At 60.9% G+C, this 25,263-nt stretch carries 22 protein-coding genes and 1 tRNA gene; 8 read left to right on the forward strand and 15 right to left on the reverse strand.

Annotated elements, in window-relative coordinates:
* Window positions 1-2 precede the first annotated feature (2 nt).
* From VVD49_RS11740 to VVD49_RS11750, 3 genes are all read left to right on the forward strand, one after another.
* On the forward strand, window positions 3-614 hold the full coding sequence (locus tag VVD49_RS11740; protein WP_327599366.1) for a PqiC family protein: 612 nt from the start codon (window positions 3-5) through the stop codon (window positions 612-614).
* Between the two features lie 142 nt (window positions 615-756).
* Window positions 757-1,524: a PRC-barrel domain-containing protein gene (locus tag VVD49_RS11745; RefSeq protein ID WP_327599367.1), complete on the forward strand. Its 768-nt coding sequence runs from the start codon at window positions 757-759 to the stop codon at window positions 1,522-1,524.
* Window positions 1,525-1,648: 124 nt separating this feature from the next.
* Entirely contained in the window at window positions 1,649-2,806 is a 1,158-nt protein-coding gene (locus tag VVD49_RS11750; RefSeq protein ID WP_327599368.1) for a PA0069 family radical SAM protein, read from the forward strand.
* Window positions 2,807-2,911: 105 nt separating this feature from the next.
* On the opposite strand, the gene VVD49_RS11755 is transcribed toward VVD49_RS11750, so the two are convergent.
* The 4 genes from VVD49_RS11755 to VVD49_RS11770 form a co-directional block, all read right to left on the reverse strand.
* Complete coding sequence (locus VVD49_RS11755) at window positions 2,912-3,559, reverse strand: protein-methionine-sulfoxide reductase heme-binding subunit MsrQ (RefSeq protein WP_327599971.1); 648 nt, start codon at window positions 3,557-3,559, stop codon at window positions 2,912-2,914.
* Window positions 3,560-3,682: 123 nt separating this feature from the next.
* Window positions 3,683-4,615, reverse strand: a complete 933-nt coding sequence (msrP, locus tag VVD49_RS11760; RefSeq protein WP_327599369.1) for a protein-methionine-sulfoxide reductase catalytic subunit MsrP — start codon at window positions 4,613-4,615, stop codon at window positions 3,683-3,685.
* Between the two features lie 102 nt (window positions 4,616-4,717).
* Complete coding sequence (locus VVD49_RS11765; protein ID WP_327599370.1) at window positions 4,718-5,509, reverse strand: anti-sigma factor family protein; 792 nt, start codon at window positions 5,507-5,509, stop codon at window positions 4,718-4,720.
* Between the two features lie 10 nt (window positions 5,510-5,519).
* Window positions 5,520-6,173, reverse strand: coding sequence for a sigma-70 family RNA polymerase sigma factor (locus VVD49_RS11770; RefSeq protein ID WP_327599371.1), 654 nt, complete (start codon window positions 6,171-6,173; stop codon window positions 5,520-5,522).
* A gap of 242 nt (window positions 6,174-6,415) precedes the next feature.
* Between VVD49_RS11770 and acs the strand changes: the two genes are divergently transcribed.
* The 4 genes from acs to VVD49_RS11790 all read left to right on the forward strand — a co-directional run bounded on the left by acs (window position 6,416) and on the right by VVD49_RS11790 (window position 12,191).
* Window positions 6,416-8,401: an acetate--CoA ligase gene (acs, locus tag VVD49_RS11775; RefSeq protein WP_327599372.1), complete on the forward strand. Its 1,986-nt coding sequence runs from the start codon at window positions 6,416-6,418 to the stop codon at window positions 8,399-8,401.
* A gap of 57 nt (window positions 8,402-8,458) precedes the next feature.
* Entirely contained in the window at window positions 8,459-9,946 is a 1,488-nt protein-coding gene (locus VVD49_RS11780) for a putative nucleotidyltransferase substrate binding domain-containing protein (protein WP_327599373.1), read from the forward strand.
* Between the two features lie 67 nt (window positions 9,947-10,013).
* Window positions 10,014-12,017, forward strand: coding sequence for a VC_2705 family sodium/solute symporter (locus tag VVD49_RS11785; protein ID WP_327599374.1), 2,004 nt, complete (start codon window positions 10,014-10,016; stop codon window positions 12,015-12,017).
* Window positions 12,018-12,100: 83 nt separating this feature from the next.
* Window positions 12,101-12,191: transfer RNA gene (locus VVD49_RS11790), tRNA-Ser, on the forward strand.
* Window positions 12,192-12,398: 207 nt separating this feature from the next.
* On the opposite strand, the gene VVD49_RS11795 is transcribed toward VVD49_RS11790, so the two are convergent.
* A complete protein-coding gene (locus VVD49_RS11795; RefSeq protein WP_327599375.1) occupies window positions 12,399-13,631 on the reverse strand; it encodes an MFS transporter in 1,233 nt (410 codons plus the stop codon).
* A 285-nt stretch (window positions 13,632-13,916) separates the two neighbouring features.
* Between VVD49_RS11795 and VVD49_RS11800 the strand changes: the two genes are divergently transcribed.
* On the forward strand, window positions 13,917-15,311 hold the full coding sequence (locus tag VVD49_RS11800; protein ID WP_327599376.1) for an MmgE/PrpD family protein: 1,395 nt from the start codon (window positions 13,917-13,919) through the stop codon (window positions 15,309-15,311).
* A gap of 879 nt (window positions 15,312-16,190) precedes the next feature.
* Here the strand turns inward: VVD49_RS11800 and VVD49_RS11805 are convergent.
* The 10 genes from VVD49_RS11805 to VVD49_RS11850 all read right to left on the reverse strand — a co-directional run bounded on the left by VVD49_RS11805 (window position 16,191) and on the right by VVD49_RS11850 (window position 25,109).
* Window positions 16,191-16,571 carry a hypothetical protein gene (locus VVD49_RS11805; protein WP_327599377.1) on the reverse strand — a complete coding sequence of 127 codons (381 nt, stop codon included), beginning with the start codon at window positions 16,569-16,571 and terminating at the stop codon, window positions 16,191-16,193.
* Window positions 16,572-16,859: 288 nt separating this feature from the next.
* Window positions 16,860-17,180, reverse strand: a complete 321-nt coding sequence (locus VVD49_RS11810; RefSeq protein WP_327599378.1) for a hypothetical protein — start codon at window positions 17,178-17,180, stop codon at window positions 16,860-16,862.
* On the reverse strand, window positions 17,177-18,358 hold the full coding sequence (locus VVD49_RS11815; RefSeq protein WP_327599379.1) for a phage portal protein: 1,182 nt from the start codon (window positions 18,356-18,358) through the stop codon (window positions 17,177-17,179). The genes VVD49_RS11810 and VVD49_RS11815 overlap by 4 nt, the downstream gene beginning before the upstream one ends.
* A gap of 3 nt (window positions 18,359-18,361) precedes the next feature.
* Window positions 18,362-19,681, reverse strand: coding sequence for a phage major capsid protein (locus tag VVD49_RS11820; protein WP_327599380.1), 1,320 nt, complete (start codon window positions 19,679-19,681; stop codon window positions 18,362-18,364).
* A gap of 62 nt (window positions 19,682-19,743) precedes the next feature.
* The gene (locus tag VVD49_RS11825; protein ID WP_327599381.1) at window positions 19,744-20,112 is read right to left on the reverse strand and encodes a hypothetical protein; all 369 of its coding nucleotides are present in this window, start codon (window positions 20,110-20,112) and stop codon (window positions 19,744-19,746) included.
* Window positions 20,113-20,362: 250 nt separating this feature from the next.
* Window positions 20,363-22,708, reverse strand: coding sequence for a primase-helicase family protein (locus VVD49_RS11830; protein WP_327599382.1), 2,346 nt, complete (start codon window positions 22,706-22,708; stop codon window positions 20,363-20,365).
* The gene (locus VVD49_RS11835; protein ID WP_327599383.1) at window positions 22,705-22,959 is read right to left on the reverse strand and encodes a hypothetical protein; all 255 of its coding nucleotides are present in this window, start codon (window positions 22,957-22,959) and stop codon (window positions 22,705-22,707) included. Before VVD49_RS11835 ends, VVD49_RS11830 begins: the two co-directional genes overlap by 4 nt.
* Before the next feature lie 91 nt (window positions 22,960-23,050).
* The gene (locus tag VVD49_RS11840) at window positions 23,051-23,332 is read right to left on the reverse strand and encodes a hypothetical protein (RefSeq protein WP_327599384.1); all 282 of its coding nucleotides are present in this window, start codon (window positions 23,330-23,332) and stop codon (window positions 23,051-23,053) included.
* Window positions 23,329-23,592 carry a helix-turn-helix transcriptional regulator gene (locus VVD49_RS11845; protein ID WP_327599385.1) on the reverse strand — a complete coding sequence of 88 codons (264 nt, stop codon included), beginning with the start codon at window positions 23,590-23,592 and terminating at the stop codon, window positions 23,329-23,331. The genes VVD49_RS11840 and VVD49_RS11845 overlap by 4 nt, the downstream gene beginning before the upstream one ends.
* Before the next feature lie 272 nt (window positions 23,593-23,864).
* Window positions 23,865-25,109, reverse strand: coding sequence for a tyrosine-type recombinase/integrase (locus VVD49_RS11850; RefSeq protein WP_327599386.1), 1,245 nt, complete (start codon window positions 25,107-25,109; stop codon window positions 23,865-23,867).
* Window positions 25,110-25,263 lie beyond the last annotated feature (154 nt).

The raw sequence follows: 25,263 nt of genomic DNA on the forward strand, positions 1-25,263 counted from the left end.
TCGTGACGACAACCCGTGATGGCCTGCGCATTCGCCAGTGCGTGCGTGTCGCGACACTGGGGGTCTGCCTGTTGCTGGGCGCTTGCGCCTCACCGAACGTACGCTACTACGCGCTCAGCTCGCCGCCGCAACCTGCCGGGCAGGCCAGCCCTGCGGTGAGCATTGCTGTCGGACCGGCAACGGTGGCCGAAGCGATTGACCGGCCACAACTGGTGGTGCGGCGCTCTGCCACCAAGCTCGACGTGCTGGAGGAGGACCGTTGGGTTGATACGCCGAAGCGCGAGATTCCGCGCGTGCTGGCGGCAAACCTCGCCAGCCTGATACCTGCGGCGCAGGTGGCGGCCTATCCACAGCAGGCCGCGGCCAGCGCTGCCTGGCACATCCTGCTGGATGTGCAGAGCTTCGAGGCCATGCCGGGAGATGCCGTCAGCATCGAACTGGTGTACACACTCAGGCGCGAATCGGATGGGCAACGTCGTAGTTGGCGCATCAGCCAGCGTGAGCCCATGCAAGGCACTACGCCCGAAGCGGTCGTGGCCGCTTGGAGCCGCGCATTGGCACAGCTCGCCGTGCAGATGGCGGAGCAGCTCAAGCGTGCTGGCGTGACGAACTGAGAGCGATTCCCCCAACGCAATTCTTCCCGCCGCCATCTGTCAATCCTTGCCATAAGCCTTGCCATGAGCTTGGGCATGCATTCTGCGACCTGACCGTCATTGCCGGTAACAAGACCGGCGGGACAGTCGCGGAGGCTCAAAGATGTTGCATCGCTTGAAGAAACTGCATGGCATGACACTCGGCGCCACGGATGGCGACATCGGCAAAGTGAAAGACGTCTATTTCGACGACGTGTCCTGGGGTGTTCGCTACCTCGTCGTGGACACCGGTGGCTGGTTGTCCAATCGCAAGGTGCTCATCTCGCCGCGTGCGATTCACAGCGTCGACTGGGATGAAGAGACGATCTACGTTGCGCTTAGCCAGCAACAGGTCAAGGACAGCCCCGACATCGATACCGATCAGCCCGTATCGCGTCAGCAAGAGGCCGAGTTCTACGCTTATTACGGTTATCCGACCTATTGGGGCGGCGGTTTCCTGTGGGGGCCTTATCCCATACTCGCCGATGACATGGCGGGTTCGTCCGTCGTTGCAGCTGAGCTTGCACTACGCGACAAGCACCGCTTTGAAGGCGACCACCATCTGCGTAGCGCCGACGAAGTGACGGGCTACCACGTGCGTGCGGGTGACGAGCAGGTCGGCCACCTCGAAGAATTCCTGCTCGACGACGAAGCCTGGGCGATCCGCTATGCGGTAGTGGATACAGCGAAGTGGTGGGTGGGCCGGAAGGTCGTCGTGCGTCCGCAATGGATCACCAAAGTCGAGTGGGCGGACCACACCGCGTCGCTGGGTCTGGACAAGGCCGCCATTGAAGCCAGCCCGGAATACGACCCGGACCTGACGCTTTCACGCGACTACGAAATGCGGCTGCATGAGCATTACAGGCGTGAGGTCTATTGGGACGGCGAATGATCACCGCGTGCGCCGATAGCTTGTTTGCCATGGCCTTGCTGAGTTAGAGTGCTGTATATATTTACAGCTTTTCGGATGGTGGCTTGTTGCTCACTTCCGGCACTCCTCCAGCACGCAGGCCGTCGTGAAAACTCAGCAGACAGACAATCAAACCTCTCCGCGCAGCGAGGCCGCAAGCGATGAGTGTGCGCACGAAGAGCCGGTGACAGTCGTGCGGCCACTGCTGTTTCGCGGGCGTGGCGCGACGCAGCGCCCGGACGGCCGTTTCGAATCGCAGCGGCGCGAAGCGTTTGACGATGGTTGGGCGCGACCGAACGAAGAGGAAGAAGACAGGACGTTACCGACCGAGCTGATCATAGACACCGCGAAGAGTGTCATCACACGCAACGACTCGCCGGACATTTCCTTTTCCCTCTCCATCAATCCGTACCGCGGCTGCGAGCATGGCTGCATCTATTGCTTCGCGAGGCCGACGCACAGCTACCTGGGTTTTTCGCCGGGTCTCGATTTCGAGACGAAGATCGCCTACAAGCCGGATGCCGTGGCGATTCTGCGCAATGAGCTTGCCAAGAAGTCCCATCGTTGCAGCCCCATCGCGCTGGGCATCAACACGGATGGCTGGCAGCCCATCGAGCGCAAGTTACGTCTCACGCGTGGCCTGCTCGAAGTGTTGGCAGAGTGTCGCCATCCAGTCGCCATCGTTACCAAGAATTCCCTGATTGAACGCGATATAGATCTGCTCGCCGATATGGCGCGCGACAACCTGGTGAAGGTCATGTTCAGCGTGACCACGCTGGATCGGGAGCTGGCGCGGCGCATGGAGCCGCGCGCGGCCACGCCGCTGCGTCGGCTGGAGGCGATGCGCGCATTGCACACGGCAGGCGTGCCAGTCGGCGCCTTGTTCGCGCCGCTGATTCCCGCGCTCAATGATCATGAAATGGAAGCCGTCTTCTCTGCCGTGAAAGACTGCGGCGGCGAGTCAGCGCACTACACACTGCTGCGCTTGCCGCACGAGCTGTCGGATATGTTTCCGGCCTGGCTGCAGACCCATTACCCTGGCCGGGCCAGCCATGTCATGAGCATCATTCGCCAGATGCGTGGTGGCAAGGACTACGACAGCAGCTTCGGTACGCGCATGACGGGCGAGGGCATCTTTGCCGAAATGTATGCGAAGCGCGCGCGGCTGGCGCTGGAAAAACTGGGGCTCAATCAGGTACGGCGTGAACTCAATACGCAAGCGTTCAAGCCACCACGGGATGGACCGCAGATGTCGCTATTTTGACTGCATCCGGATGCGTGAGTCGCGCCAGAACCTGGTGCTTGTGAAGCAGGTTCCAGAACGATCGGGATTTCGTCACCCCGGCGAAGGCCGTGATGACGGAAATTTCTAGCTGACGACGCTTCTGCGTATTCCGCGCTTTTCCTGCCATTTCCACCACACCCGCAAGCCCAGCAGCACCGCCAGAATTGCCGCATACATCAACGGTTCGCTGATGTCGCGCTTGACCAGCCACCAGTAGTGCACGACGCCCAGAACTCCTATGGCGTAGATGGCGCGATGCAGCGCCTGCCAGCGCTTGCCGCCAAGGCGACGGATCATGGCATTGGTGGAAGTGACAGCCAGTGGCGTCATCAGTACGAAGGCAGCGAAGCCGACGGTGATGAAAGGCCGCTTGACGATGTCCTTCACGATGGCCTGCCAGTCGAAGGACTGATCGAGCCACAGGTAGGTGATCAGGTGCAGCACCACGTAGAAGAAAGCAAACAGCCCGAGCATGCGGCGCAGACGTACCAGCCAGGGCAGGCCCGTGAGCTTGCGCAGCGGCGTGATCGCGAGTGTGATCAAAAGGAAGCGCAGTACCCAGTCGCCGGTGCCGCGCGTGATGTATTCGACCGGATTGGCACCGAGATTGTCCGTGTAGATGCCCCACGCCATATGCCCGACGGGTAGCAGGCAGAGCAGGAAGACGACAACCTTGATCAGGCTGATGATGCGCGGCGAGGGGTTGCGAAAACGCCGCAGTCGGTCAGGCAGGGATTTCAATGGTGCGTGCCCTGTCGTGCAAACGAGCCATCATCCCGGCCTTCGCCAGGATGACGAACTTCTTGGTGAATGCGGTCCACATGAGCAAAGTCGTGTTGTGTGGATTGCCGGGATCTAGAAGTTCTTCTTCAGGTCCATGCCTGCATACAGCGAGGCGACTTCGTTATAGCCGTTGAACATCAGCGTCTTGCGTTTGAGCAATTCACCGATGCGGCGCTCCGTGGCCTGGCTCCAGCGGGGGTGATCGACGTCGGGATTGACGTTGGAGTAGAAGCCATACTCGTTGGCTGCAGCCTTGTTCCAGGCCGTGCCCGGCATCTTGTCGACGAGGCGGACCTTGACGATGGACTTGGCTCCCTTGAAGCCATATTTCCATGGCACGACGAGGCGGATCGGTGCGCCGTTCTGGTTGAGCAGTTCTTCGCCGTAGAGACCGACTGCCATCAGGGTCAGCGGGTGTTGTGCTTCGTCGAGGCGCAGGCCTTCGGTGTAGGGCCAGTCGAGCACGGCCTTGCCATAGAGCGGCATGCTCTTGTCGTAGGCCGAAACGAACTCCACGAACTTTGCGCTGCCGAGCGGTTCGACACGCTTGAGCAGCGTCGCTAGTGGAAAGCCGACCCAGGGAATGACCATCGACCAGCCTTCGACGCAGCGCATGCGATAGATGCGTTCCTCGAGTGGCGCGATCTTGAGAAGGTCTTCGATGGCGATGGTTTGTGGCTTGGCGCACAAGCCCTCGACGGCGACGGTCCAGGGGCGGGTCTTGAACTTGCCCGATGTTTCTGCGGGCTCTTCCTTGTCGAGGCCGAACTCGTAGAAGTTGTTGTAATGCGTTACGTCCTTGAGTGGCGTGAGCTTGTCGTCAAGCTTGTAGGGACCGGGTACGGTCGCCAGCTTGTTGGCCGAATACGCTGCGCCGGGTAGTACAAGCCCTGCGCCAGCCAGGGCAAGCTTGCCGGCTGTGCCCAGGAATTCGCGGCGGCCTTCGTAAAGTTCGCGCGGCGTGATTTCGGACGGGACGATATCGGAGGGTTTGCGGATCAGCATCGTTCTACTTCCTCGGGATGGCGTGGCGCATGCAATGTGTGTGACCTGCTTGCGCCGACAAGGTTCGACATCGGGGCAGCCTGTTTGGCGATGAGTTGCCGACTAGTTGCCGTCGAGTTGCCGGTAAGTTTCGCGGGCGATGGCGAGCAGCTTTTCGCGCTCGATCTCGCCGGAGAGGGCATAGCTGGTCTGGTCGTCGAGCCAGTAGAACACGCTGACCTTGCCTTCCTGCGAGTACTGGAAGGAGGTCTCGCCGACATCGCCCTTGCTTGTGCGCACATGTAGCGTGAGGCGCTTGCCGTCTTCGTTCTGGAACATGAACTGCGCGACCGGCCCGGTCTCGCTCGGCAACATGCGGCCGCCGACCAGGGCGTAGCCCATGTCATTGAGCTGCGGTACCTTGAGCTGCCGGTCGAGGCGCTTTGAAAGCCAGGTCACCAGATGCGCTTCCTCCGCGGCCAGCACTTCAACTGCATGGCGCTTCTCCGGCACGTAGGTGGCATGTGCCAGCGCGGCGATGTGCGACAGCGAGGCGACCGGTGCTTCGGGCGTTGCCGGTGTGCGATGGCCAATGACCCAACCTACGATCAGGCCGACAGTCAGCCAGGCAAAGGCCGCAGCGTTGCGTAGTGGCGAGCGTTGCGAGGCGCGTCTGGACGCGCGCAGCAGGCGCTCTGGCACGGCGGCGTGGCTGATCGGATTGAAATGGCGTTGCAAGGCGTCGTCCTGCTCGCGCCAGGCCTGTATGCGCTGTTGCTGGTCCGGATGCTCGCGTAGCCAGGTCTCGGCCGCCACGCGGTCGTCGACATCGAGCCGATCATCGACATAGCGCAGCAAGACCTCGTCCATCTTCGAGACGGGTGCTTCGTGTTTGTTCTTGTCACGCATGTTCATCGGGCGCTCCTCACTTGACCACCTTGAGGTGGGTGAGGCCGGCTTGCCCCTGCAGGGACAGGCGCAGGCGCTCGCGAGCGCGGAACAGGCGCGACATGATGGTGCCGACGGGAACGTCGAGCACCTTTGCGGCTTCGTCGTAGGAAAGCTCTTCCAGCGTCACCAGCAGCAGGGTTTCTCGCTGGTCGACAGAGAGTTGCTGCAGCGCCTTGTCGAGATCGCGCAGGCCGAGGCCGTCTTCCTGCTCGGCCCGCACGGGCAGCTCGGGCACGAGCTCGTCGGGGCGATAGTCCAGCGGCGCCGCGCCGCGCAGCTGATTGACGAAAATATTGTGCATGATCGTGAACAGCCAGGCGCGCAGATTGCCCGGTCGCCACAGGATCCAGCGTGACAGTGCGCGTTCCAGCGTGTCCTGCACGAGGTCTTCGGCGCGTGAAGTGTCGCCCGTCAGCGCGCGCGCATAGCGACGCAGGCGGGGGATTTCGGCGACGATGTCCTGTTGGCTGTGCATGTCGTACTGGGGGTCCGCTGCGACGGCCATCGTGGCCGCATGGGCCTGATCGTAACAGGTTGCCTGCGGGTCTGGCACAGGGGTTGCCGGCAATGGCGACTGTCGCATCGACGTGCCCGTGAGCCCCGTCACGGCTGGGATGCTGCGTTGCACAGTCGTTGCTGCGTAAGTGGGATGTAAGCTCGCTTGCATCTAATTTCGGCGACGATATTTGCGCGACAATATGTAGTCCAAGACAGACGTCAGTGATGGCAACTGCCAGGCGATCGTTCTTGTCCCGCGACAAGGCCTCGTTGCTTCCCGTACTGCTGTTAAACACGAGACAGGTCCCCGGTATTCCCGATGCCGTGGTGACGAATCAGAACAAGGCGTTCAGCCCAAAGGAGATGTGCCAGATGGCTTCCATCGATTCCGTCCTGCAAGAGCACCGTGTTTTTCCACCTTCCGCTGAAACCATCGCCCGCGCCGCAATCAGCGGCATGGCGGCCTACGAGGCCCTGTGCAAGGAAGCGGAGACCGACTACGCCGGTTACTGGGCGCGCCTGGCGCGCGAGCACCTGCTGTGGAAGAAACCCTTCACCCAGTCGCTCGACGAGAGCAACGCGCCGTTCTACAAATGGTTTGAAGATGGCACGCTGAATGTTTCCTTCAACTGCCTCGACCGCAATCTGGAGAACGGCAATGCCGACAAGGTGGCGCTGATCTTCGAGGCAGATGATGGGAAGGTCACGCGCACGACATATCGCGAGCTGCATTCACTGGTCTGCAAGTTTGCCAATGGCCTGAAATCGCGCGGAATCAAGAAGGGCGATCGGGTCATCATCTACATGCCGATGTCGGTCGAGGGCGTGGCTGCGATGCAGGCCTGTGCACGGATTGGCGCGACGCATTCGGTGGTATTCGGCGGCTTTTCGGCCAAGAGCGTGCAGGAGCGCGTGGTCGACGCGGGGGCAACGGCTGTCATTACTGCCGACGAGCAATGCCGCGGCGGCAAGAACATTGCGCTGAAGGCAGTGGTTGATGAGGCGATTGCGATGGGCGGCTGCGAAGCGATCCACAGCGTCGTCGTCTACAAACGCACGGGCAATGCCATCGGCATGTCGGCGGGACGCGATGTGTGGTTGCACGATCTGCTCGAAGGGCAAAGCGCCACCTGCGAGCCGGAATGGGTCGGTGCCGAGCACCCGCTGTTCCTGCTTTACACCTCGGGCTCGACCGGCAAGCCCAAGGGCGTCCAGCACTCGTCCGCGGGCTATCTGCTGCACGCCATCCTGACCAACAAGTGGACCTTCGACCTCAAGCCGGAAGACGTTTACTGGTGCACCGCCGACATCGGCTGGGTGACAGGCCATACCTACATCGCATACGGGCCGCTGGCCTGTGGTGCGACACAGATCGTCTTCGAAGGTGTGCCGACGTATCCGGACGCCGGTCGTTTCTGGCGCGTCATTCAGGACCAGAAGGTGAGTGTTTTCTACACGGCGCCAACGGCGATCCGTTCGCTCATCAAGGCTGCGGAGACGACCGCGACCGCCCACCCGCGTAACTATGACCTGACGAGCTTGCGTCTGCTCGGCACCGTCGGAGAGCCGATCAATCCAGAAGCATGGATGTGGTACTACGAGCAGATCGGTGGTTCGCGTTGCCCGGTGATGGATACCTTCTGGCAAACCGAGACGGGTGGCCATGTCATCACGCCATTGCCCGGCGTTACGCCACTCGTGCCCGGTTCGTGCACGCTGCCGTTCCCCGGTATTGCCGCGGCTGTGGTGGATGAGTCCGGCCACGACGTGGAGTGGGGCAAGGGCGGTTTCCTTGTCATCAAGCGCCCGTGGCCATCCATGATCCGCACGATCTGGGGCGACCCTGAGCGCTACAGGAACAGCTACTTTCCGGGGGATCTCGGCGGCAAGCTTTACCTCGCGGGTGACGGCGCGGTGCGAGATGCCAAGACCGGTTACTTCACCATCATGGGCCGCATCGATGACGTGCTGAATGTGTCCGGGCACCGCATGGGCACGATGGAAATCGAATCTGCCCTGGTGTCGTGTACCGAACTGGTCGCCGAGGCCGCCGTGGTGGGACGCCCCGATGACCTGACCGGTGAAGCGATCTGCGCGTTCGTCGTGCTCAAGGGGCCGCGCCCGACTGGCGATGCCGCCAAGGCGATCGTCAAGAAACTGCAGGACTGGGTGGCGAAGGAAATCGGCCCGATCGCCAAGCCGAAAGACATCCGCTTCGGCGACAACCTGCCGAAGACGCGCTCGGGCAAGATCATGCGTCGCCTGCTGCGTTCGCTCGCCAAGGGTGAAGAGATCACGCAAGACGTATCGACGCTGGAAAACCCTGCAATCCTGGAGCAACTCAAACAGTCTGTTTGAGTCTGAACGGAAAGGCTCCCGGCGCTGTGCCGGAAGCCGTTTCTGGAGAGGGAAGGTATGGCCGTACCAGCAACAGTCGTTGCACATGCAAGGCATGCGGCGGAGCCCGCCGCGTTTTCACTGTATCAACCCCTGAGCGTGCTGATCCGGCGCGCACCGGTGACCTGTCCGACAGGCACTGTCTTGCGCGAGGCCGTGGCGCGCATGGTTGCCGAGCATCTCGGCGCGATCGTCGTGGTCAATGGCGACATGTCGCCGCTGGGCATCGTGACGGCTCACGATCTGCTGGCGCGTGTGCTGCTGGCCGGTGGCGACCTGGATGCGTCCATCGACGGCGTCATGAGTACGCAGCTGGTCACGCTGCCGCCCGAAGCGACGACCCAGGATGCCCTGCGGGTGATGGCGCGCCACGCGGTGCGTTATGTGCTCGTCGTAGGGCGCGGGGAACGTCTGGTAGGGGTGGTGTCGCGCACCGACGTGTATGGCACGCAGCAGATCGTGCCCGAAGAGATCCTCGGCCCGCTGGCTTCGGCGCGCTCGCCCAATGAGCTGGCCGATGCGGCAGCGACGGCGCGCCGTCTTGCGCGACGCTTGGTGACACAAGGCTTGGCCGCCGAGAAAGTCATCCAGTGGACCTCTTCCTTGAATGATCTGGTGACGGCGCGCGCCATCGAACTGATGAAGGTGCGCTTCCCGCTGCCGGATCTTGCATGGAGCTGGGTCTCCTTCGGTTCGAAGGGGCGGCTGGAGCAGACCCTGTCGACCGAACAGAACAACGGGATTGTCTTCGCGTTGCCGGAGGCGCCGGGTGCTGCACTGACGGCGACGGAAGTGCGTGCGCAGTTCCTGCCTTTCGCGCAGGCCGTCAACCAGTTGCTCGATGAATGCGGTTTTCCATTGGGTCGAGGTCAGGGCATGGCGGGCAACGCGGAGTACTGTCTTGCGCTGACCGAATGGCAGGATCGTTTCCGCAGCTGGACGAGTAGCGCAGATAGCAAGGGTCTCGCTTCAAGCGGCCTTTTCTTTGATTTCCGCTCACTGTACGGATGTGGCGAACTCGTCGAGACGCTGCGTAGTGCCGTACTCGCTCTGGCCAGGTCGCAGCCCGCGTTTCTCAAGGCGATGGCCAGCAATGCCTTGCTGGCCGTGCCGCCGCTGGGCATGGTGCGTACGTTCATTGTCGACAAGAAGAATGCCGCACCGAACACCATCGACCTCAAGGCGACAGGCGTGCGGCCCTATGTGGATGCGGTGCGCGTTCTGGCACTGACGCACGGTATCAGCGCGACCGGCACCGTGGAGCGCCTGCGCGCGCTGGTTGCAGCACAGCTGATCTCGGAGGAGGACGCGCAGGCCGCCATCGACGGCTTCCAGTTCCTGCAGATGCTGCGCTTGCGCAACCAGCAACAGCACGGCAACGGCGACGCCAGCGCGGACCGGCTCAACCCGTACAAGCTGAACCGGCTTGAGCGGCAGATATTGCGTCATGCCTTCATGCAGTCGCGTGGCCTGCAGCAACGCCTCAAAGCGGAATACAAACTGTGAGAAAACGCAGCCGGCAGGCGGTGATGCGCCATGCTTGCTGCGGCCTTGCCTGGTCGGCGCTTGCTCCATGAGCGTCATCTCGCGCAACTACCTGCTTTTCGCGACGGGGTTTTTCCTGTTCGTTGCCTGCATGGCGCTAGGCGAATGGCTCGGCGCTTCGCTGCAATGGCTGGGCTATGGCTTCCTGCTGGCCACCATCTTCATGTACGCCATCATCGGTGTGTTCTGCCGCACCGCAGACGTCACCGAGTACTACGTAGCGGGGCGTCGCGTGCCGGCGGTCTACAACGGCATGGCGACGGCGGCGGACTGGATGAGCGCCGCCTCCTTTCTCGGCATGGCCGGTACGCTCTACGTTACGGGTTTTGGCGGCCTTGCCTTTGTCATGGGCTGGACGGGCGGCTACGTGCTGGTGAGCCTGCTGCTGGCGCCTTATCTGCGTCGCTTCGGCCAGTACACCATTCCCGATTTTCTCGGCACGCGTTACGAGGGCCGGCTGCCGCGGGTGCTGGGCGTCATTGCGGTCATGCTGGCGAGCTTTGTCTACGTGGTGGCGCAGATCTATGGCGTTGGCCTCATCACCAGCCGCTTTGCCGGCATCGATTTTTCGATCGGCGTGTTTGTAGGGCTGGCCGGCGTGCTGGTGTGCTCCTTTCTTGGCGGCATGCGTGCGATTACCTGGACGCAAGTCGCGCAGTACCTCGTGATCATCGTGGCCTACCTGACGCCGGTGGTGATGATGTCGTGGCAAACGACGGGCATTCCGGTGCCGCAGATCGCATACGGGCAGGTGCTGGAACGACTGGGTGCCGAAGAGGCTCGCCTGGCCGCGTCTCCAGCCGAACAGCAGGCGCGCGCCGCGCTCGTGAAGCGTGCCGAGAGTCTGGAGCAGCGTGTCGCGGCCCTGCCGGTCTCCTTGCTGGAGGAGCGGGTGGGGCTCATCGGGCGTCTCGAAACCTTGCAGGACGCAAATGCGCCAGCGCGGGATATTGCGGAGGTTCAGCGTCAGCTACGGGCCTTGCCCGCGGATGCAGCGAGTGCGCGCGAGAAATGGGAGAGCGACGCCCGTGACGCCTTGGCGCGTTCTCAGCCACCGACGCCGCACGCGCAGGCTTTCCCCGAGACGGCCCGCCAGAGCAGCGAGGAGGCGCGCAACAACTTCATCGCGCTTGTGTTCGTGCTCATGATAGGTACGGCCGGCTTGCCGCATGTGCTGGCGCGCTACTACACGGTCACGGGCGTGGCGGCTGCGCGCAATTCCGTTTTCTGGTCCCTGCTTTTCATCCTGCTGCTGTATCTGGTCGCCCCGGCTTATGCCGTGCTGGCGAAATGGGAGATCTACCACCACGTCGTCGGCACCCCCATCGCAGACCTGCCATCGTGGATCTCCTCCTGGGGCAAGCTCGGCATGGTGAAGGTGGAGGACATGAACCTCGACGGCATCCTGCAACTCGCCGAGCTAAGCATCAACCCGGACGTCATCGTGCTCGCCACGCCGGAGATCGCCGGCCTGCCGTATTTCGTCTCGGGCCTTATCGCGGCGGGAGGCCTCGCAGCCGCCTTGTCGACGGCGGATGGCCTGCTGCTGACCATGTGCAGCGCCTTGTCGCACGATGTCTATTTCCATGTGATCAACCCTGCCGCTGCGACGCAGCGTCGCCTGCTGGTGTCGAAAGCAACGCTGATGGTGGTGGCGACGCTTGCCGCGTGGGTGGCCTCGCTGCGGCCCGACAGCATCCTGTTTACCGTGGGATTCGCTTTCTCGATCGCCGCATCGGCCATCTTTCCGGCAATGGTTGCTGGCGTTTTCTGGCGTCGTGCCAACAAGTGGGGCGCGGTCGCTGCCATGCTGGTCGGCCCGGGCGTCGCTGCCGCGTATGCGCTTGCTACCCATCCCGCGTTCGGCGGCTCGATGCGCAATGCCTGGTTCGGCATCCAGCCGGTGTCCTGCGGGGTATTTGGCGTCGTGGCAGGCTTTGCAGCGCTGGTGCTGACAAGCCTGGTGACCGCGCCGCCGGGGCAAATCGCAAGGGGTCTGGTCGAAGATTTGCGCAAACCGGAAGGCGCGTAAGTACGCGGGCAGGGCATTCCGCACGAAGACGCTATCGAAGATTCCCGAAACGCCCTGACGCTGCTATACTCCCGCCTCTTTCCGGAGAGGTGGATGAGCGGTTTAAGTCGCACGCCTGGAAAGCGTGTTCAGGATAATATCCTGACGCGGGTTCGAATCCCGCCCTCTCCGCCAAAGCAAAATGAGCCCCGCAAGGGGCTTTTTGCTTTTCTGGGTGTCGTAGCGCGAAGATGCCGCTTTGAGAATCCCCGGGGTGATCAGAGTGCGTGCCCCGGACGCCGCCAGCGCAAACGATAAGCCACTGATGCCGGGCGCTTTTGCGTTCTGCTTGGGGGCTACCAGCAAACAGACCGTTGGCGCCCGCCTTCGGCAGCCGCAGGCTTATCGGGCGATCGCACTCCCGATACCCTCACTTGCTGCGCCGATCTGCCTTCCCACACGATTCAGCTGCGGCACGAGGACGAGTGCTGCCACGAGGAATGCCGCCCCTTCGACCGTCAGTGCGCACGATGCATCCAGCCAGTCAGCCAGCAAGCCGATGATCAGGCCGCCGACTGCCGCCATGCCGAAGACGCTGGCGGTGTAGAGCGACATCACGCGGCCGCGGTACTGATCCGAAATCAGCGTCTGCAGCAGGGTGTTCGACGAGATGTTCGTTGTGGTCATGCCGAAGCCGACGATGAACAACAGGATGAGCGCGGGAGTCTGTTGCTCGACAAAACTGAAAGCGATCAACGCGACGGCGCAGCCCACGCTGCCGATGATGCCGATGCGTGGCATGCCCAGCACCGAACGCCGCGTCGAAAGGAACGCTGCCGCCGCCAGCGAACCCAGACCTGCCGCGCCGAGCAGCATGCCCAGAATCTGTGGGTTGCCGCGGAACACCTGTGCGGTGATGGCAGGCATCACCACGATGTAGCTGGCGACCGTCAGGTTATGTAGGCCAACGACCGAGAGCAGCGTACGTACCGGGTGAGACGAAGCTGCGTAGCGCAGCCCTTCGCTGAAGGTGCCACGCTGTGCTCTGGATGGCGCGACATGCGGGGCGACGCGGATACGCAGCAGTGCCTGGATCAGACCGAGGAAGGACAGCGCATTGACGAGGAAGCAGGTGGCTTCCGAAGTCGCGCTCAACAATATGCCCGCAGCGGGCGGGCCGACGAAGCGGCCGATATTGAACACCACGGAGTTCAGTGCGATGGCGCTTGGCAGTGCGCTCTGGTGATCGACGAGGCGCGTAGCAAGCGATTGCCGCGCTGGCGCGTCGAAGCTGTTGAGCAGACCGAGGATGAGCGACATGACGATGATGCTCCACGGCGCGATGAGGTTCGTGTAGGTCAGCGCAGCGAGGATCAGCGCCTGCGTGAGCAGCAGCCATTGCACGAGGAGCAAGACGCGTCGCCGGTCGTGGCGGTCGACGATCACGCCGGCGAGCGGTGCGATGAGCAGTTGCGGTGCTTGCGACACGAACGCCGTGACGCCGAGCAGGACGGCCGAGCCCGTGAGGCGGTAGACCAGCCAGGCGAGGGCGACCTGTTGGGCGGACGTGCCGATCATCGAGATGGCCTGGCCGACGAAGTAGAGGCGGTAATTACGGAAGCGAAGAGCGTGCATTGGGTTTGTTGATGTGAGGTTCGGAATGTCTGTAAGTCTGGGACGAATAGTTTGCTCGTCATTCCCGCGAAAGCGGGAATCCACTTTTGCGCGATGAACTTGCTATTGGGTGACGTGGATTCCCGCTTTCGCGGGAATGACGGGTGTGGGGCCCCGGCTTCTAAGCACACCCGCAGCTTTGCTATCCCGGAAATGATCTGAAGCCGTGAGGGCCGCGTTTTTATAATTGCGGGCTATCTGATCGCGCGGCCGCTCGCGCCATCCAACTCTTCCGCCGAGTCCCTCATGCAAGTCATTGCCCCGCGCAGCGTCGCGAAAATTCCTCAGTCCATCCACATCGCCGAACGCCTGGTCGCACTCGACTATGCGGCTTTGCCTGCCGAAGTCGTGGCGAACGCCAAGACCTTGCTGCTCGATACGCTGGCGGTGGCATGGGCCGCGCAGAATGCTTCCGGCATGCAGGCAGCATTGCGCGTGGCGCTGGCTGATGGCGGTGCCGAGCGTAGCCATCTGTGGGGTGGCGATCATCGTGTGCCGCCTGCGGCTGCGGCGTTCTACAACGGCAGCCTCGCTGCGGCGCTGGACTTCGATTCGCTGCACGAGAACAGCGGCGTGCATGCCGACGCGGTAGTGATTCCGGCTGCGCTGGCGGCGGCTGAAGCCGTGCATGCCGACGGACGCAGTTTCCTCGCTGCGTATGTAGCAGGCGCCGAGCTGATGTTCCGCATCGGCAGGGCGACCGAGTCGACGACGGGCTGGTTTCGTACCGCGACTTATGGTGTGTTCGGTGCGGCTGCTGCGGCCGGAAAGCTGTTCGGGCTCGACGCTGACAAGCTGCAGTCCGCGCTCGGCCTCGCACTGGGGCAGGCGGCCGGTACGCAGCAGGGGCATATCGAACGCAAGCTCAGCAAGCGTGTGCAATCCGCGCTGTCGGCGCGTGCAGGCGTCTTCTCTGCGCAACTGGCAGAGCAGGGCATCAGTGGTCCCGAGCATCCTTTCGACGGCCAGTTCGGGTTGTTCGCGCTGTATGACGCCGGCAATCCATCGGAGGCTTTCGCCGATCTCGGCACGAACTTCCTGTTGCCGCTGACGGTGCTGAAGAAGTTCCCGTCCTGTGGCTGTACGCACGCTTCCATCGAAGCTGCGCTGCATCTCGTTCAGCAGCATGAAGAGATCACGCCCGAAGCGATCGAAGCCGTGGAGGTGCTGATCACGCCTTATCAGAACCGTCTGGTCGGTGGCGCGTTCACCACCGAAGGCGATGCCGAGGTGACGGGGCAGTTCTGCGTGCAATACACGGTGGCAGCGACGCTGGCGAAGCGGCGCTTCACGCCGGCCGAGATCGAGCCAGCCGCCGTGCTCGACCCCGCATTGCGCCCCTTGCTGGACAAGGTGCGCGTGCGCATCGACGAAGATTCGCCGGGTCGCATGACGCCGTCGACAGTCACGGTGCAACTCAAGGACGATCGTCGTTTCCTTAATCGCGTCGAGGCACTGCCGGGAAGTCTGGCCTTGCCTCTGTCGCGTGAGGAGGTGCGAGCCAAGGCGCGCGCTTCGCTGCAGCATGGCGAAGCTGGTTTGAGCACACATGCTGCCGACAGCCTGATCGAGCGCATCGACAATCTGGAGCAGGTGAAAGATCTGAGCCGTTTGTTTGATGGCTTGACCGCCGTGCGCTAGAGACGGCCCAGACCGCAACATAAGCTCGTCATCCCGGCGAAGGCCGGGATCCAGATCGTGCGTTGGGTACTGGATCCCGGCCTTCGCCGGAATGTCAATAGCGGACGCTAACCCGCGTGGCTGTTGGGTTTCGTGAAAACGAGTCATTTTCATACGCACACGGGTACTCACAATGGGCGTTTGCTGTGGAGTGCCGCTTGGTGCATCACGGTATCGCTAGGTGCATCCTATCAGCGGGCAACGTATGACAGCGGCAGTCAGTCGTGAGGTGCTGGTTGGCTTGCAGAAGCGACGGGTCAAGAATGTTTGACGCAGAGCCGAAGGCGAAGAGGCCGCAAGCGCTAACGTCTGGACGCGCCTATCGATTGCGGGTTAGGCGGTTTCACTCCTGTGGCCCTTTGCCGAATGCAATGTGCCATGAGAGGTAAATTGCTCCAAGAAGGATAACAATACGGCCAATTGCGGAGCCCAGCATCTCTAGCGTCAGGCTGGCGAATGGAACATTTCCAATCTCGGGTGCACCGCTAAACCATCCATAGACAACTAGACCAAGAGTCACTCCGCAGACGATGCGAATCGTACGGATGATGACTCTCGGGGCTACATACATGAAGGCCTCCAGACGAGTCTCTAGACGTACCCCCACTAACTCATCTCCATTTATACCATCGCATTTTTTACGCGCGCTCCGTTCCGCAGATTCGCTATCACCAAAGCGACCCAAGCGAACCGTCACGACTCGCATCGTGCCACCGCAAGGACGTTTAAGGGTCACGACATATTGTGGAAACATGGTTGTGGCCTAACGTGGAGCCGATGGGAACCTCAAGCGCAGCTTGTGGACGTTCCAATCGATTGACAGGTTAGATTGGTGATCCATCACGGCTTTGCTTGCCTTGCCTCTACAGGAAGTGCCGTAGCCGGAAATAGCACTGGTATCGTGAACTGAACACGGCTAACGGACGCCTGTTTGTTTTCACTTGCACCATTCGCACCTAAGTTGAACACTCCGGCCACGACCCCAATTTTTGCCCCTGTATTTGTTCCTTCCTCTACCGTCAGGGCGACATCGAAAACAACCGATCTAGCGTAATTGTTGGTGCGGTTATCCCATATCGCGGATTCGCTCGTATTCGTTCCGTTCCGCATCAGATTCCCGGGATTGATGTAGGCCTCGTGCTGCGCAACAGCCTTTTGGGCATCGACGATGCCTTCGACGATTTGAGTTAACGTCGTTGAAACGAATTGCCGTAAGTCCATCGCAACCTCGGATATGAGAAATCTAACTTGTAGTAGACGGATGCACCAATCCGTCCAAGGTCAATAGTGCGGACTGGCTGACTCAACCGCAAGCCCGTAGTTTTCCAATAGCATACAAGATGCATGTCCGGAATTTCCTACTGACAGATACCCAAAGGGTGGATTTAAAGCAGGCCCGCGCTAAAGAAAAAGGTAGGCGGCCGGTGTTTGGCAATTTGGAAAAACATTTCGACCCCTATGGGGTTGGGCCGCCAGCCTCACGGCCAGCGGTCCAGAGAGCTGACACGCTCAGACAGGTGAATCATCAGGGGGACTGACTTCCCCCACGGCTTGCCCTGACACGGGCACGACAGCTTGAATGGCTTGCAGGGCTTCATCTTGTGACAGCGGGTGCTTGAACGCAAAGGCGTATGCATCCTTGTCGCGCAAGGCGAACCAGTAAAGGCGCTCCGTCTCCCCGCTCTGCAATGTGCCCCCTGTCTCACTTGCAATGGTTTCCAGTAAGGAAATAGCCTGAAAGGCCATGATGTCCACGGCGTACGGCGCCAGCTCCGGGACAGCCTCTATCTGTTTGCGTAAGCCTGCGAAGTATTCGTGCACCTTGCTCATGGCTGTGGCTCCTGCGGTGCGGGTTGCTGTGCCTTGGCCTGTGTGGCGAGCCACGCGGGCAGCGGCAGGCTGTTGGCAGGCTTGCCGATAACGGCGCCACCATCGACCGGGCCATAGCCCACGGCCGCGCGTGCCTCGTCTGTATTGATGATGCCTGCATATAGAAGCTTTGACAGAACGTCGGCACGCTCAACGCCTGAGCCTAACGCCACTTCACCCACGTCATACTTGATCGTCTGTCCAAGCTTGCGGGATAGCTCCTGCTCGACGCGATGCATCAGCGGGCGAATCGTTGTCCTGTAAAACGCGCGGTGCGATTCCGTCGCACTGGCATAAGCGCTTGCATCTTTGACGCTCAACAGCATCAAGGGAACGCCCGTCATGCGGCTTGCCTCTGCCACGCTGAAGTCCAGAGTCTTGACGATGTCGGCATCCAGCGCGGACGGCAGACGGCGTAGCGTTTCCGGCTTCAGACCATACGAGAGAATCACCGCGCCACCGGCAGCGCCGCGATTGCTGGTCTGTTCCATGTACGCCGCGCGCAATTGCTTCATCTGGTCGACCGTGAGTTTTTCATCGGTCGACAGGAAGGCTTCCGCGTGACTGCCGTTCGTTTGCAGTTGCCGGTAGATCGACACTGTCGCCATCAGTGCGCCGATGGATGTGCCGTAGCTCTCCGTCAGGCCGTCACCGACATAGGCGCTATATGCGTTACGGCACATCAGGTGCAGATAGTCTTGCGGGTTGATGGGCTGACCATCGCAGCGATAGACCACGCCCTCCTGTTCGATAGCAGCGGACATGCGGAAGGCCTGCACATGTTCCAGCGCTGACGCCACCCCTGCGGCATTGCGGACGATGTGCAGCCATCCATTGCCGGTCCACAAGCAATCGCTGATGCCTGCTTCAAGGTGGGCCGGGTCTGTGGCACGCAGGCAACGTGCTGCGCCACTGGTGGGGGCTTCCGTGCCATCAGGGCCATAGACCAGCAAGGGTGTGCTTGTAAGCTGCCCGGTCAGAATCTCGACGCCACGGCGCAGCGCTGCGAAACCTTCCACCGGGCCGGGGCCTTTGGCATCGTCCAGCGACGTACCCGCCTGCCAACCGTCCGAATAACGGGCGGGCAGCTCACGCCGGGGCCAACCCAGCCAGCGAGACAGGGAGCTAACAAGCAGCATGGCTCAAGGGACTACGGGCGTGGTGTCCAGATAGGCGAACGTCACGCGCGCCGGGTCGGTTGCCAGGAATTCGCAGTCGAGCATCACGCGAAGCAGGACGGAGCCCTTTTCGTACATACCCGACGCGTACGGATTCGCGGCAACCTCGATGCCCGCGCCAAAGACAACTTGATGGCATGACGCGAAGTCGCCAGCCAGCACGAAAGATTTATTCGGCTCGGCCTTATCCAGCTTCACAGAGACAGCAGGCGACGACGCCATGGCCGACATGGCATTCACACCCAGCAACGCGTCCCCCGCACTCGTAACGCCGAGCCAATCGCGCACAGCCGGGCCGATGGCAACCTTGGGCGTAGCGCCGTTGGCAATCTCAACCACACGCAATGCTGCTTGCAGTTCGGCAAAGGTGGTGAAGGCGCCGCCATTGGTGGCGACGGTCAGCAGGCCTTCAGGGGCATTTGCCAGCGCCACCAGATGACCGATGACCGCATCGTCCATTGCCGCAGCGGCTGCAAAGCGCAATTGCCCGGTAATCAGCGCGTCCATCAACGGGCGGCAATCGATCAACGCAGAGCGGCGGATTTCGGCCACGGCCCCCGTGGTGTGCGGATCGGCAGGCAGGCTGTCAAACGTGGCCGTCGTGTTGTTCACTGCCGTGTCACGGGGCACCCAGCCCAATTGCACATTGCCCACCATGCGCGGCGCGAAGAAGGCACCCGCAGCGGCTTGGTGGACATTGATACCCAGCAAGGGAGCGATAGCCGGAAGCCAGCTTGCAGCGGCCGTGAAGGAAAACAGGCTTTCATCGTTGGCAGGGCGAGCCAATGACTGGCCGACGTCCACAGGCGGCGTGCCCGATGGTGGCGTGATGGAATCCTGTGCTTTGCGGATCGGCGCCAGTGCGCCCCATGGGACATGCGGCTTTGAAGTATCACGGCCAGACTTGCGCGCGGTCTCCTGCGAGATTTCGCGCTCATAGCCCCAATCGCTGAAGGTCGGGTCGACCAGACCAAGCAGCAGCTTGGAAACGGAAAATGCGCCTTGCTGGCGCGTGATGATGGCGGGACCAGTCATGGCGGTTTTTCCTTTGTTCGGGGGTGTGTCAGTCGGTGCGGGATCGGCGGCGTCTTCCAGTGCCGCCACGCGTTCGGTCAAGGCCATGACCTGTTCGGTCAGCGCCTGCACAAGCTCTTGCAATGTTGCGTCATCGGGAGTGGCGTCCAGCTCGTCCACTGCGGCTTTCAGGTGCGCAGTCCGACTGGCAAGGGCATGCCTTGCGGCGGCCAGTTCGGGGCTATCGGTTGCGACGGCTTCAGGTGGCATGGTTGGCGCTCCAATGTCGATGACATGGACGACCATAAGCCCGGTTCTGAAAGACTCGCGGACTATTTTTTCTGAATTGACGATGCTTGCCGCAACAGGTGATCGATGTCCTGTTGATCCGAATGTTCGGATAGCAGCAAGTGCAAGAAACTGCCAAGTAGTGGTTCGTCACCATCGAATCCATTGCGCTTGAGGATGCGCCGCACCTTGGCAAACAAGCGGCGCTCGGTGTGGTCGACTTGGCCGACGGTCAGCCCCAACGCCCGGGCCGCCTCTTCACGCGTGTGCACCTGCCCGCCTTCAAGAGCATCCAGACGCTCCCGGGCTTCGCGTGCCAGTTGCAGCGCTTGAGCAATCAGGTCGACATCGGCGCCGCCGAGCATGTCAAGCGCGGTATCAAGCGCAGCCAGATCAAAGCCGGATAGGGTCATGGGCTCACGCATGACTCATTGTCACTGTGTGCCAGTTGGTGCCAGGCACCGCCACTGTTGCCGGTTGCGATCACGGCGCGCGGCCAGTCGGTGAATCGGTGAAATCGGTGATCCTCTATCCCCCTATATCTACTTCTCTTTTTTCCCTCCTTTTTGGTCCTTCCATGACCCCTCTTGACCCCCCCACACAAAGTGCACAACCCCGTACGCGTGAGAAAAATGTAAACCGGGGGATAGAGGATCACCGATTTCACCGATTCACCGATTTGGTCAGCGCATCCGCTGCCGCGTATTGTTCGGCCAGCGTCAGCTCACGCCTTGCATAGACGACCTGTCGATCCTTGTTGATGACGTACAGCCCGTCTTGTGTTTTCGGGTTGCGGACGGTCACGTACCCAGCATTTCCCATCTTGCGCGGAATCGTCCGGCGCCCTTTGCGGTCTGCAAGCTCGTAAGCAAACTCGTTCATGCCCTTTGTCTTTGCCGCGTCGATCACCATTTTCAGGGTCAGTGCACGGGGTTTGCTCAATGCATCAAACACGTCGCACAGTTCGGACTCCTCAGGAGCGACGCCAGCGACGACCATCTTCCAGAATGCAGCCGTTTTTACAGGCGGCGCCTTCGGGTTGAACCCCGACAAGTCCAGACACTTCAAGTAGTCCACGACGTGCCCAATACCGCCACCGGCATACCATGCATGCAGGGTTGCCCAGTAGTCAGCCTCAAACACATCACGCGTGAGCGGCGACCATGCAACGTAATGACGCCTATCGTCCTCTGGTAGATACAGGCCGCCTACTTCATCATTCGTAGTGAAGATCACGCCCATGACGTTTGCGACGTATAGTTCCGCCCGGAATTTTTCGTTCACCCGGATGACGTCGGGCGGACAAGCAATGATTGTCTTGCAATGGTCATACAGCTTGAAGCGGTCAAACTCCCCCACATCGCGGGTTTCGCTAATGAGCAGCATGGTGCCCCGCAGGTGCCCGTTAAACTGTCCGATAACTTGCTGGGGATTTACATCGTGCCAGTTCCACGGCCCAACCCCGGCGCGTACGGGCTCAAGCATGCTGTCTTTTCCGATGCCCTGCGCACCACCCAACACAAGGGCATGATTGATCTTCACGTCAGGGCATTGAATGCGCTGCGCAAGATATCGAATGATGTGCGCATGGTCGTCCGGGTAGGTGCGCCTCACTAGCTCCAGCCACGGCCCGGCCTGTTTCGCATCGCCCGGAATGCAAAGCGGTGGCTGATATTGATTCAGCACACGCGCCCCGGGCTTCTTCACCCATCCAGCCGTTAGAAACACCTCGTCCACAATGATGTCGGGACGTCCCGGCGCCCACACAAGCTGGTCAATAGGACGGTACATATCCAGCCATTTCGCGGGGGCTGTGCGTTTGTTTTTCTCTTCCATCCACGCCACGCGAGCATTCACCGACTTTGCAGGCCAAAGCGCGCCCGTGGGGCGGTGCAGGTACTGCGCGGAAGGCAGATAAGATTCAAAGTCGTCAATCGCGGCTTTGCCTGCCAACGCTACCGAACCGAACTTAACCGGCCTCTTGATAGGCGCAGGCATGCCCAACGCCAGCGCAGCGGCTTTTAGCGCGGCAGTCCTATCACCACCATGCTCAAGGATGCGGAAGCAATCAAAGGCATCATGCGAATGCTCATCAGCAAGCTTGCACTTGCTGTGGCTGGAAAATACCCGCTCTACCTCCCCAGTCGCAGACAGCAAGCGCACGCCGGGTACTCCCGTACCAGAGTCTGGATGCATCCAGCGCCCCGGACCTTTCGGGATATAGCCACAACGCTCGAGAACGGCCGTTACGCTGTTTTTTGCGTTGTAAGCGTCAATCACATTCACCGAATCGGGCGCAGGTTTCCTGACGGTTTTCGCGGCTTCGTCGATACCTTTGGCTTGTGCCAGCATGGCATCCACCTCCAGTGCATCGCCGTCCACCATCCCGAAGAGAAAAAGATCACGGCGTTCTTCGCTCGGGCAACGGGGCAAAAAAAACAGCCGTGCCGGTTCCATGCAGGACGTGTCGACGCAACCATTAATCCCCAGCACCCACGCGACGTACTGCATGAGTGGGCGAACTTCATCCCGCTTGAGTGGGCGCGACAGATCGAACACCAGCCGATAACGCGGGCTCTGCGACGCGTGTGAATATGACGTATGCAACATGGCACGAAAAGCCATTTTCTCCAGCTCGTCAAGCATGGTTTGCGGGTCAGGTGGCTGCGGGCCAATCACCCTTTTCTTGATATCACCGTGCTCGTCCCTGCATGGCTGGGCGTGTTCGTCTTTGACGTTTTCCGTCGAGCCTTCTACGTCCAGCATCAGAAAGTCCACGCTGATAACCCGCTCTGCTTTGCGCGCACCCGGTGGAATGTGTCCGGGGATAATTGCAGGGCCGTCTTTGGGCCCCAGTGTGGGGGCGCTTAAAAACCCTGCCAGCCCTTCAAAGCCGATGACTCGCGTACGAACAACAGGGGAGTGCACATCATCGACAAATGAAATATGCCGTACGCGTTCATCGTCAGTGATTGGGACGGCGACAGGGGCGCGTTCGGGTTTGTTCATTGCTGATACCCCGCGACAGCTTCAGTCTCCCAGACTTCAAGCAATTCGACGTTTGTCACGAAAGTAAGCCATGCCTCTTTAAACGGCGGTGCCATGACCAACCGGGCTAGCACGTCGGGCTGAGGCGTCTCAGGTTTCCACACGCGCATGAAGTAGCGCGGGCGTTTCCACACAAAGCGCACCGAGTAAACGTCGTCGATTTGATAGCGCAGGCTGAAGTAGCCCGGGCTAATTCCTGAATCTGAACTCATGGGGTCTCCTTGTTGCGGAGAGCCCGGGCGTCTACACTGGCATTGATCGTTTTATGCCTTGCGCACTGTCCGGGTCTTCCCGCGCAGTGCGTTATTTTTTGGCGTTGTCGCTTGCTTTTTTCAGCAGCTCGGACAGTACGTCATTGCTGATCTGCTCGATGATGACGGCATGGTCACGCAGCAGGCAAGCGTCTAGCAGGGCTTCCGCTTTCTCTTCCTGCGTGGCGTGGAACCGAGCGAGGAAGGGCGTAAAGCGCCCGCCATCGACGGTGATCCACAACTCTTTATCGGCCATCACCGTGCGGACGTGGCGGGCATTCTTGGCGGCTGCGCGGCAAGCTTCCATGACCTCGGGGAACGTGGGCGTGCTCATGCTGGCTCCCTTGCGCGCAGCGCTGCTTCTTCCTTCGCGCGCTGCGTTGCGATTGCCCTTTCACGCAGTGCAGCCAATGACGCATGCAGGTCAAAGCGCACGAAGCGACCGATACGCATGGCGGGCGGAATGACGCCTGATTCCTCCCAGTATTGGACGGCGCGCTTGCTGCAACGGACCACGTCCGCCAGTTGCTGCATGGTCACGTAAGTCGGAACGCCAACGGGATCGCTGGCGGGATTGTGTGCATCACTAAGCATGGTGTTATCTCCCGATGAATCGTGATGCATCCTAGACCGAAGAAAACCACCTTTGCAACACGCAAGTAATTGATTTATAAGCATTTACTTGCAGTTTATTCCACTTCCTAACGGTTGCCTGCAGTTTCTGCGCACGGATGGCTTATGCATAAGGCATGTTTTTAAGAGCCCTTCCCCTGACTAATCAAGCCAATGAAGTGCGCAAGAAAAAAAGGCGCCGTAGCGCCCTGTTCTTTTGGTGACTCATGATGAAATTTTTTAATGGGCGTGCATCAAGCAGCCAGCCGTTGCCCCTCGCCCAGCATCGCGAACGCGTCGTCCACCGTGCCACCACGCCCGACCGCATCAAGGAAGCCCGCCCAGCGCGCGAGCATGGCACGCCGATAGTCCAGCATCCCGCCTCGCGCATAAATGCGCCGCACTGCCCCCGGCAAGGCATGCGCAAGCGAGAGTTCCACCGCGTCTGAATTGAACATGGCTTCGTGCAACAGCGTGCTGCCCATGCTCCTGAAACCGTGCGCTGTGTGGCCCTTTGACGCGTCTCCCAGCTCACGCAGCCATGAATTGAGGTTTTGCCTTGCAATGTGTTTGTCACCATCGCTACCCAGCGGAAATACCCAATCGGAACCGCCTGAAAGCATCTTCAATTCACGCAGGATGGCAAGGGCTTGGGTTGGCAAGGGCTGGACGTGCTGGCGTTTCATCTTCATGTCGATGGCATCTACGGTCCACGTCGCACCCGTAAAGTCGATCTGGTCCCAGCGCATAGCGCACAGCTCAGAGGGGCGCGGCATCAAGATCGCCAACAGGGTCAGGCCATTACGCTTGCGCGGGTCTGCAAGGCTATAGACCGCACGCATCAAACCGGAGACCGCCTCAAGCCCCGTATGCGCTGCCCGGGGTGTCGACTCGGGACGCGGAAACAGGCCGCGCAAATCCTCTCCCACATTCGTGTCGACCAGCCCGTCGACCTTGGCGGTGCGCAGCGCAGACACCACGAAGCGCAGCAGCTTGCGGCAATGGCTGGGTGCGGCCGCATTGCATGCGGCGGTGACTTCCCGAAGCTCGGCAGCACTCAGGGCGCGGACAGGCAAGGTGCCCAGCTTGGGAAAGAAGTGCGCTTCAAGGCCGCGCGTCATTTGCTGCAGGGTGTCTGGCTTGTACGTGCGCGACTTCTCGGCAAGTGCGCGACGACAGACCGCCTCAAAGCTGTTTGCGCGATCCGTCGCGAGACCCGCGCGTTCCATGCGCGCATGATGAACCGGGTCAAAGCCCTGTTTGATGAGCGCGCGCATCGCTGCGGCCCTGTCTCGCGCTTCCGCAAGGCTTACATCAGGATAGGTGCCCAGCGTGCCCATACGTGCCACCCATGCGGCACCCACACGGACGCGATAACGCAGGCGCCAAGTCTTGCGACCCTGCGGTTTGACTTCGATTTCAAGGCCCCCTGTATCGGCCTTGCGGTAGATTTTGTCGGCCGGGCAAAGCGCCCGGATTGTCTTGTCTGAAAGTGCCATTGCGACAGCCTCGGTTTAGGATTTCGTACGCACATCGATACTCACAAATGCACCGTGCTAGACGGTTCATCTGCATGCATCTAGGTGCTCTCTGGGTGTATGCTCTAGCGTATTAACCCACTGATGCAAAAAGCAAAATTTGCATCTCGGTTCA

Origin of the sequence: Uliginosibacterium silvisoli (genome assembly GCF_036017035.1) — a bacterium.
In the GTDB taxonomy this organism is placed as follows: Bacteria; Pseudomonadota; Gammaproteobacteria; order Burkholderiales; family Rhodocyclaceae; genus Viridibacterium; species Viridibacterium silvisoli.

Coding starts and splice junctions, on each gene's coding strand:
- VVD49_RS11745 (WP_327599367.1), top strand. CDS start 757: ATGTTGCATCGCTTGAAGAAACTGCATGGCATGACACTCGGCGCCACG.
- msrP (WP_327599369.1), bottom strand. CDS start 4,615: ATGCTGATCCGCAAACCCTCCGATATCGTCCCGTCCGAAATCACGCCG.
- VVD49_RS11765 (WP_327599370.1), bottom strand. CDS start 5,509: ATGAACATGCGTGACAAGAACAAACACGAAGCACCCGTCTCGAAGATG.
- acs (WP_327599372.1), top strand. CDS start 6,416: ATGGCTTCCATCGATTCCGTCCTGCAAGAGCACCGTGTTTTTCCACCT.
- VVD49_RS11780 (WP_327599373.1), top strand. CDS start 8,459: ATGGCCGTACCAGCAACAGTCGTTGCACATGCAAGGCATGCGGCGGAG.
- VVD49_RS11785 (WP_327599374.1), top strand. CDS start 10,014: ATGAGCGTCATCTCGCGCAACTACCTGCTTTTCGCGACGGGGTTTTTC.
- VVD49_RS11795 (WP_327599375.1), bottom strand. CDS start 13,631: ATGCACGCTCTTCGCTTCCGTAATTACCGCCTCTACTTCGTCGGCCAG.
- VVD49_RS11800 (WP_327599376.1), top strand. CDS start 13,917: ATGCAAGTCATTGCCCCGCGCAGCGTCGCGAAAATTCCTCAGTCCATC.
- VVD49_RS11805 (WP_327599377.1), bottom strand. CDS start 16,571: ATGGACTTACGGCAATTCGTTTCAACGACGTTAACTCAAATCGTCGAA.
- VVD49_RS11810 (WP_327599378.1), bottom strand. CDS start 17,180: ATGAGCAAGGTGCACGAATACTTCGCAGGCTTACGCAAACAGATAGAG.
- VVD49_RS11815 (WP_327599379.1), bottom strand. CDS start 18,358: ATGCTGCTTGTTAGCTCCCTGTCTCGCTGGCTGGGTTGGCCCCGGCGT.
- VVD49_RS11820 (WP_327599380.1), bottom strand. CDS start 19,681: ATGCCACCTGAAGCCGTCGCAACCGATAGCCCCGAACTGGCCGCCGCA.
- VVD49_RS11825 (WP_327599381.1), bottom strand. CDS start 20,112: ATGACCCTATCCGGCTTTGATCTGGCTGCGCTTGATACCGCGCTTGAC.
- VVD49_RS11830 (WP_327599382.1), bottom strand. CDS start 22,708: ATGAACAAACCCGAACGCGCCCCTGTCGCCGTCCCAATCACTGACGAT.
- VVD49_RS11835 (WP_327599383.1), bottom strand. CDS start 22,959: ATGAGTTCAGATTCAGGAATTAGCCCGGGCTACTTCAGCCTGCGCTAT.
- VVD49_RS11840 (WP_327599384.1), bottom strand. CDS start 23,332: ATGAGCACGCCCACGTTCCCCGAGGTCATGGAAGCTTGCCGCGCAGCC.
- VVD49_RS11845 (WP_327599385.1), bottom strand. CDS start 23,592: ATGCTTAGTGATGCACACAATCCCGCCAGCGATCCCGTTGGCGTTCCG.
- VVD49_RS11850 (WP_327599386.1), bottom strand. CDS start 25,109: ATGGCACTTTCAGACAAGACAATCCGGGCGCTTTGCCCGGCCGACAAA.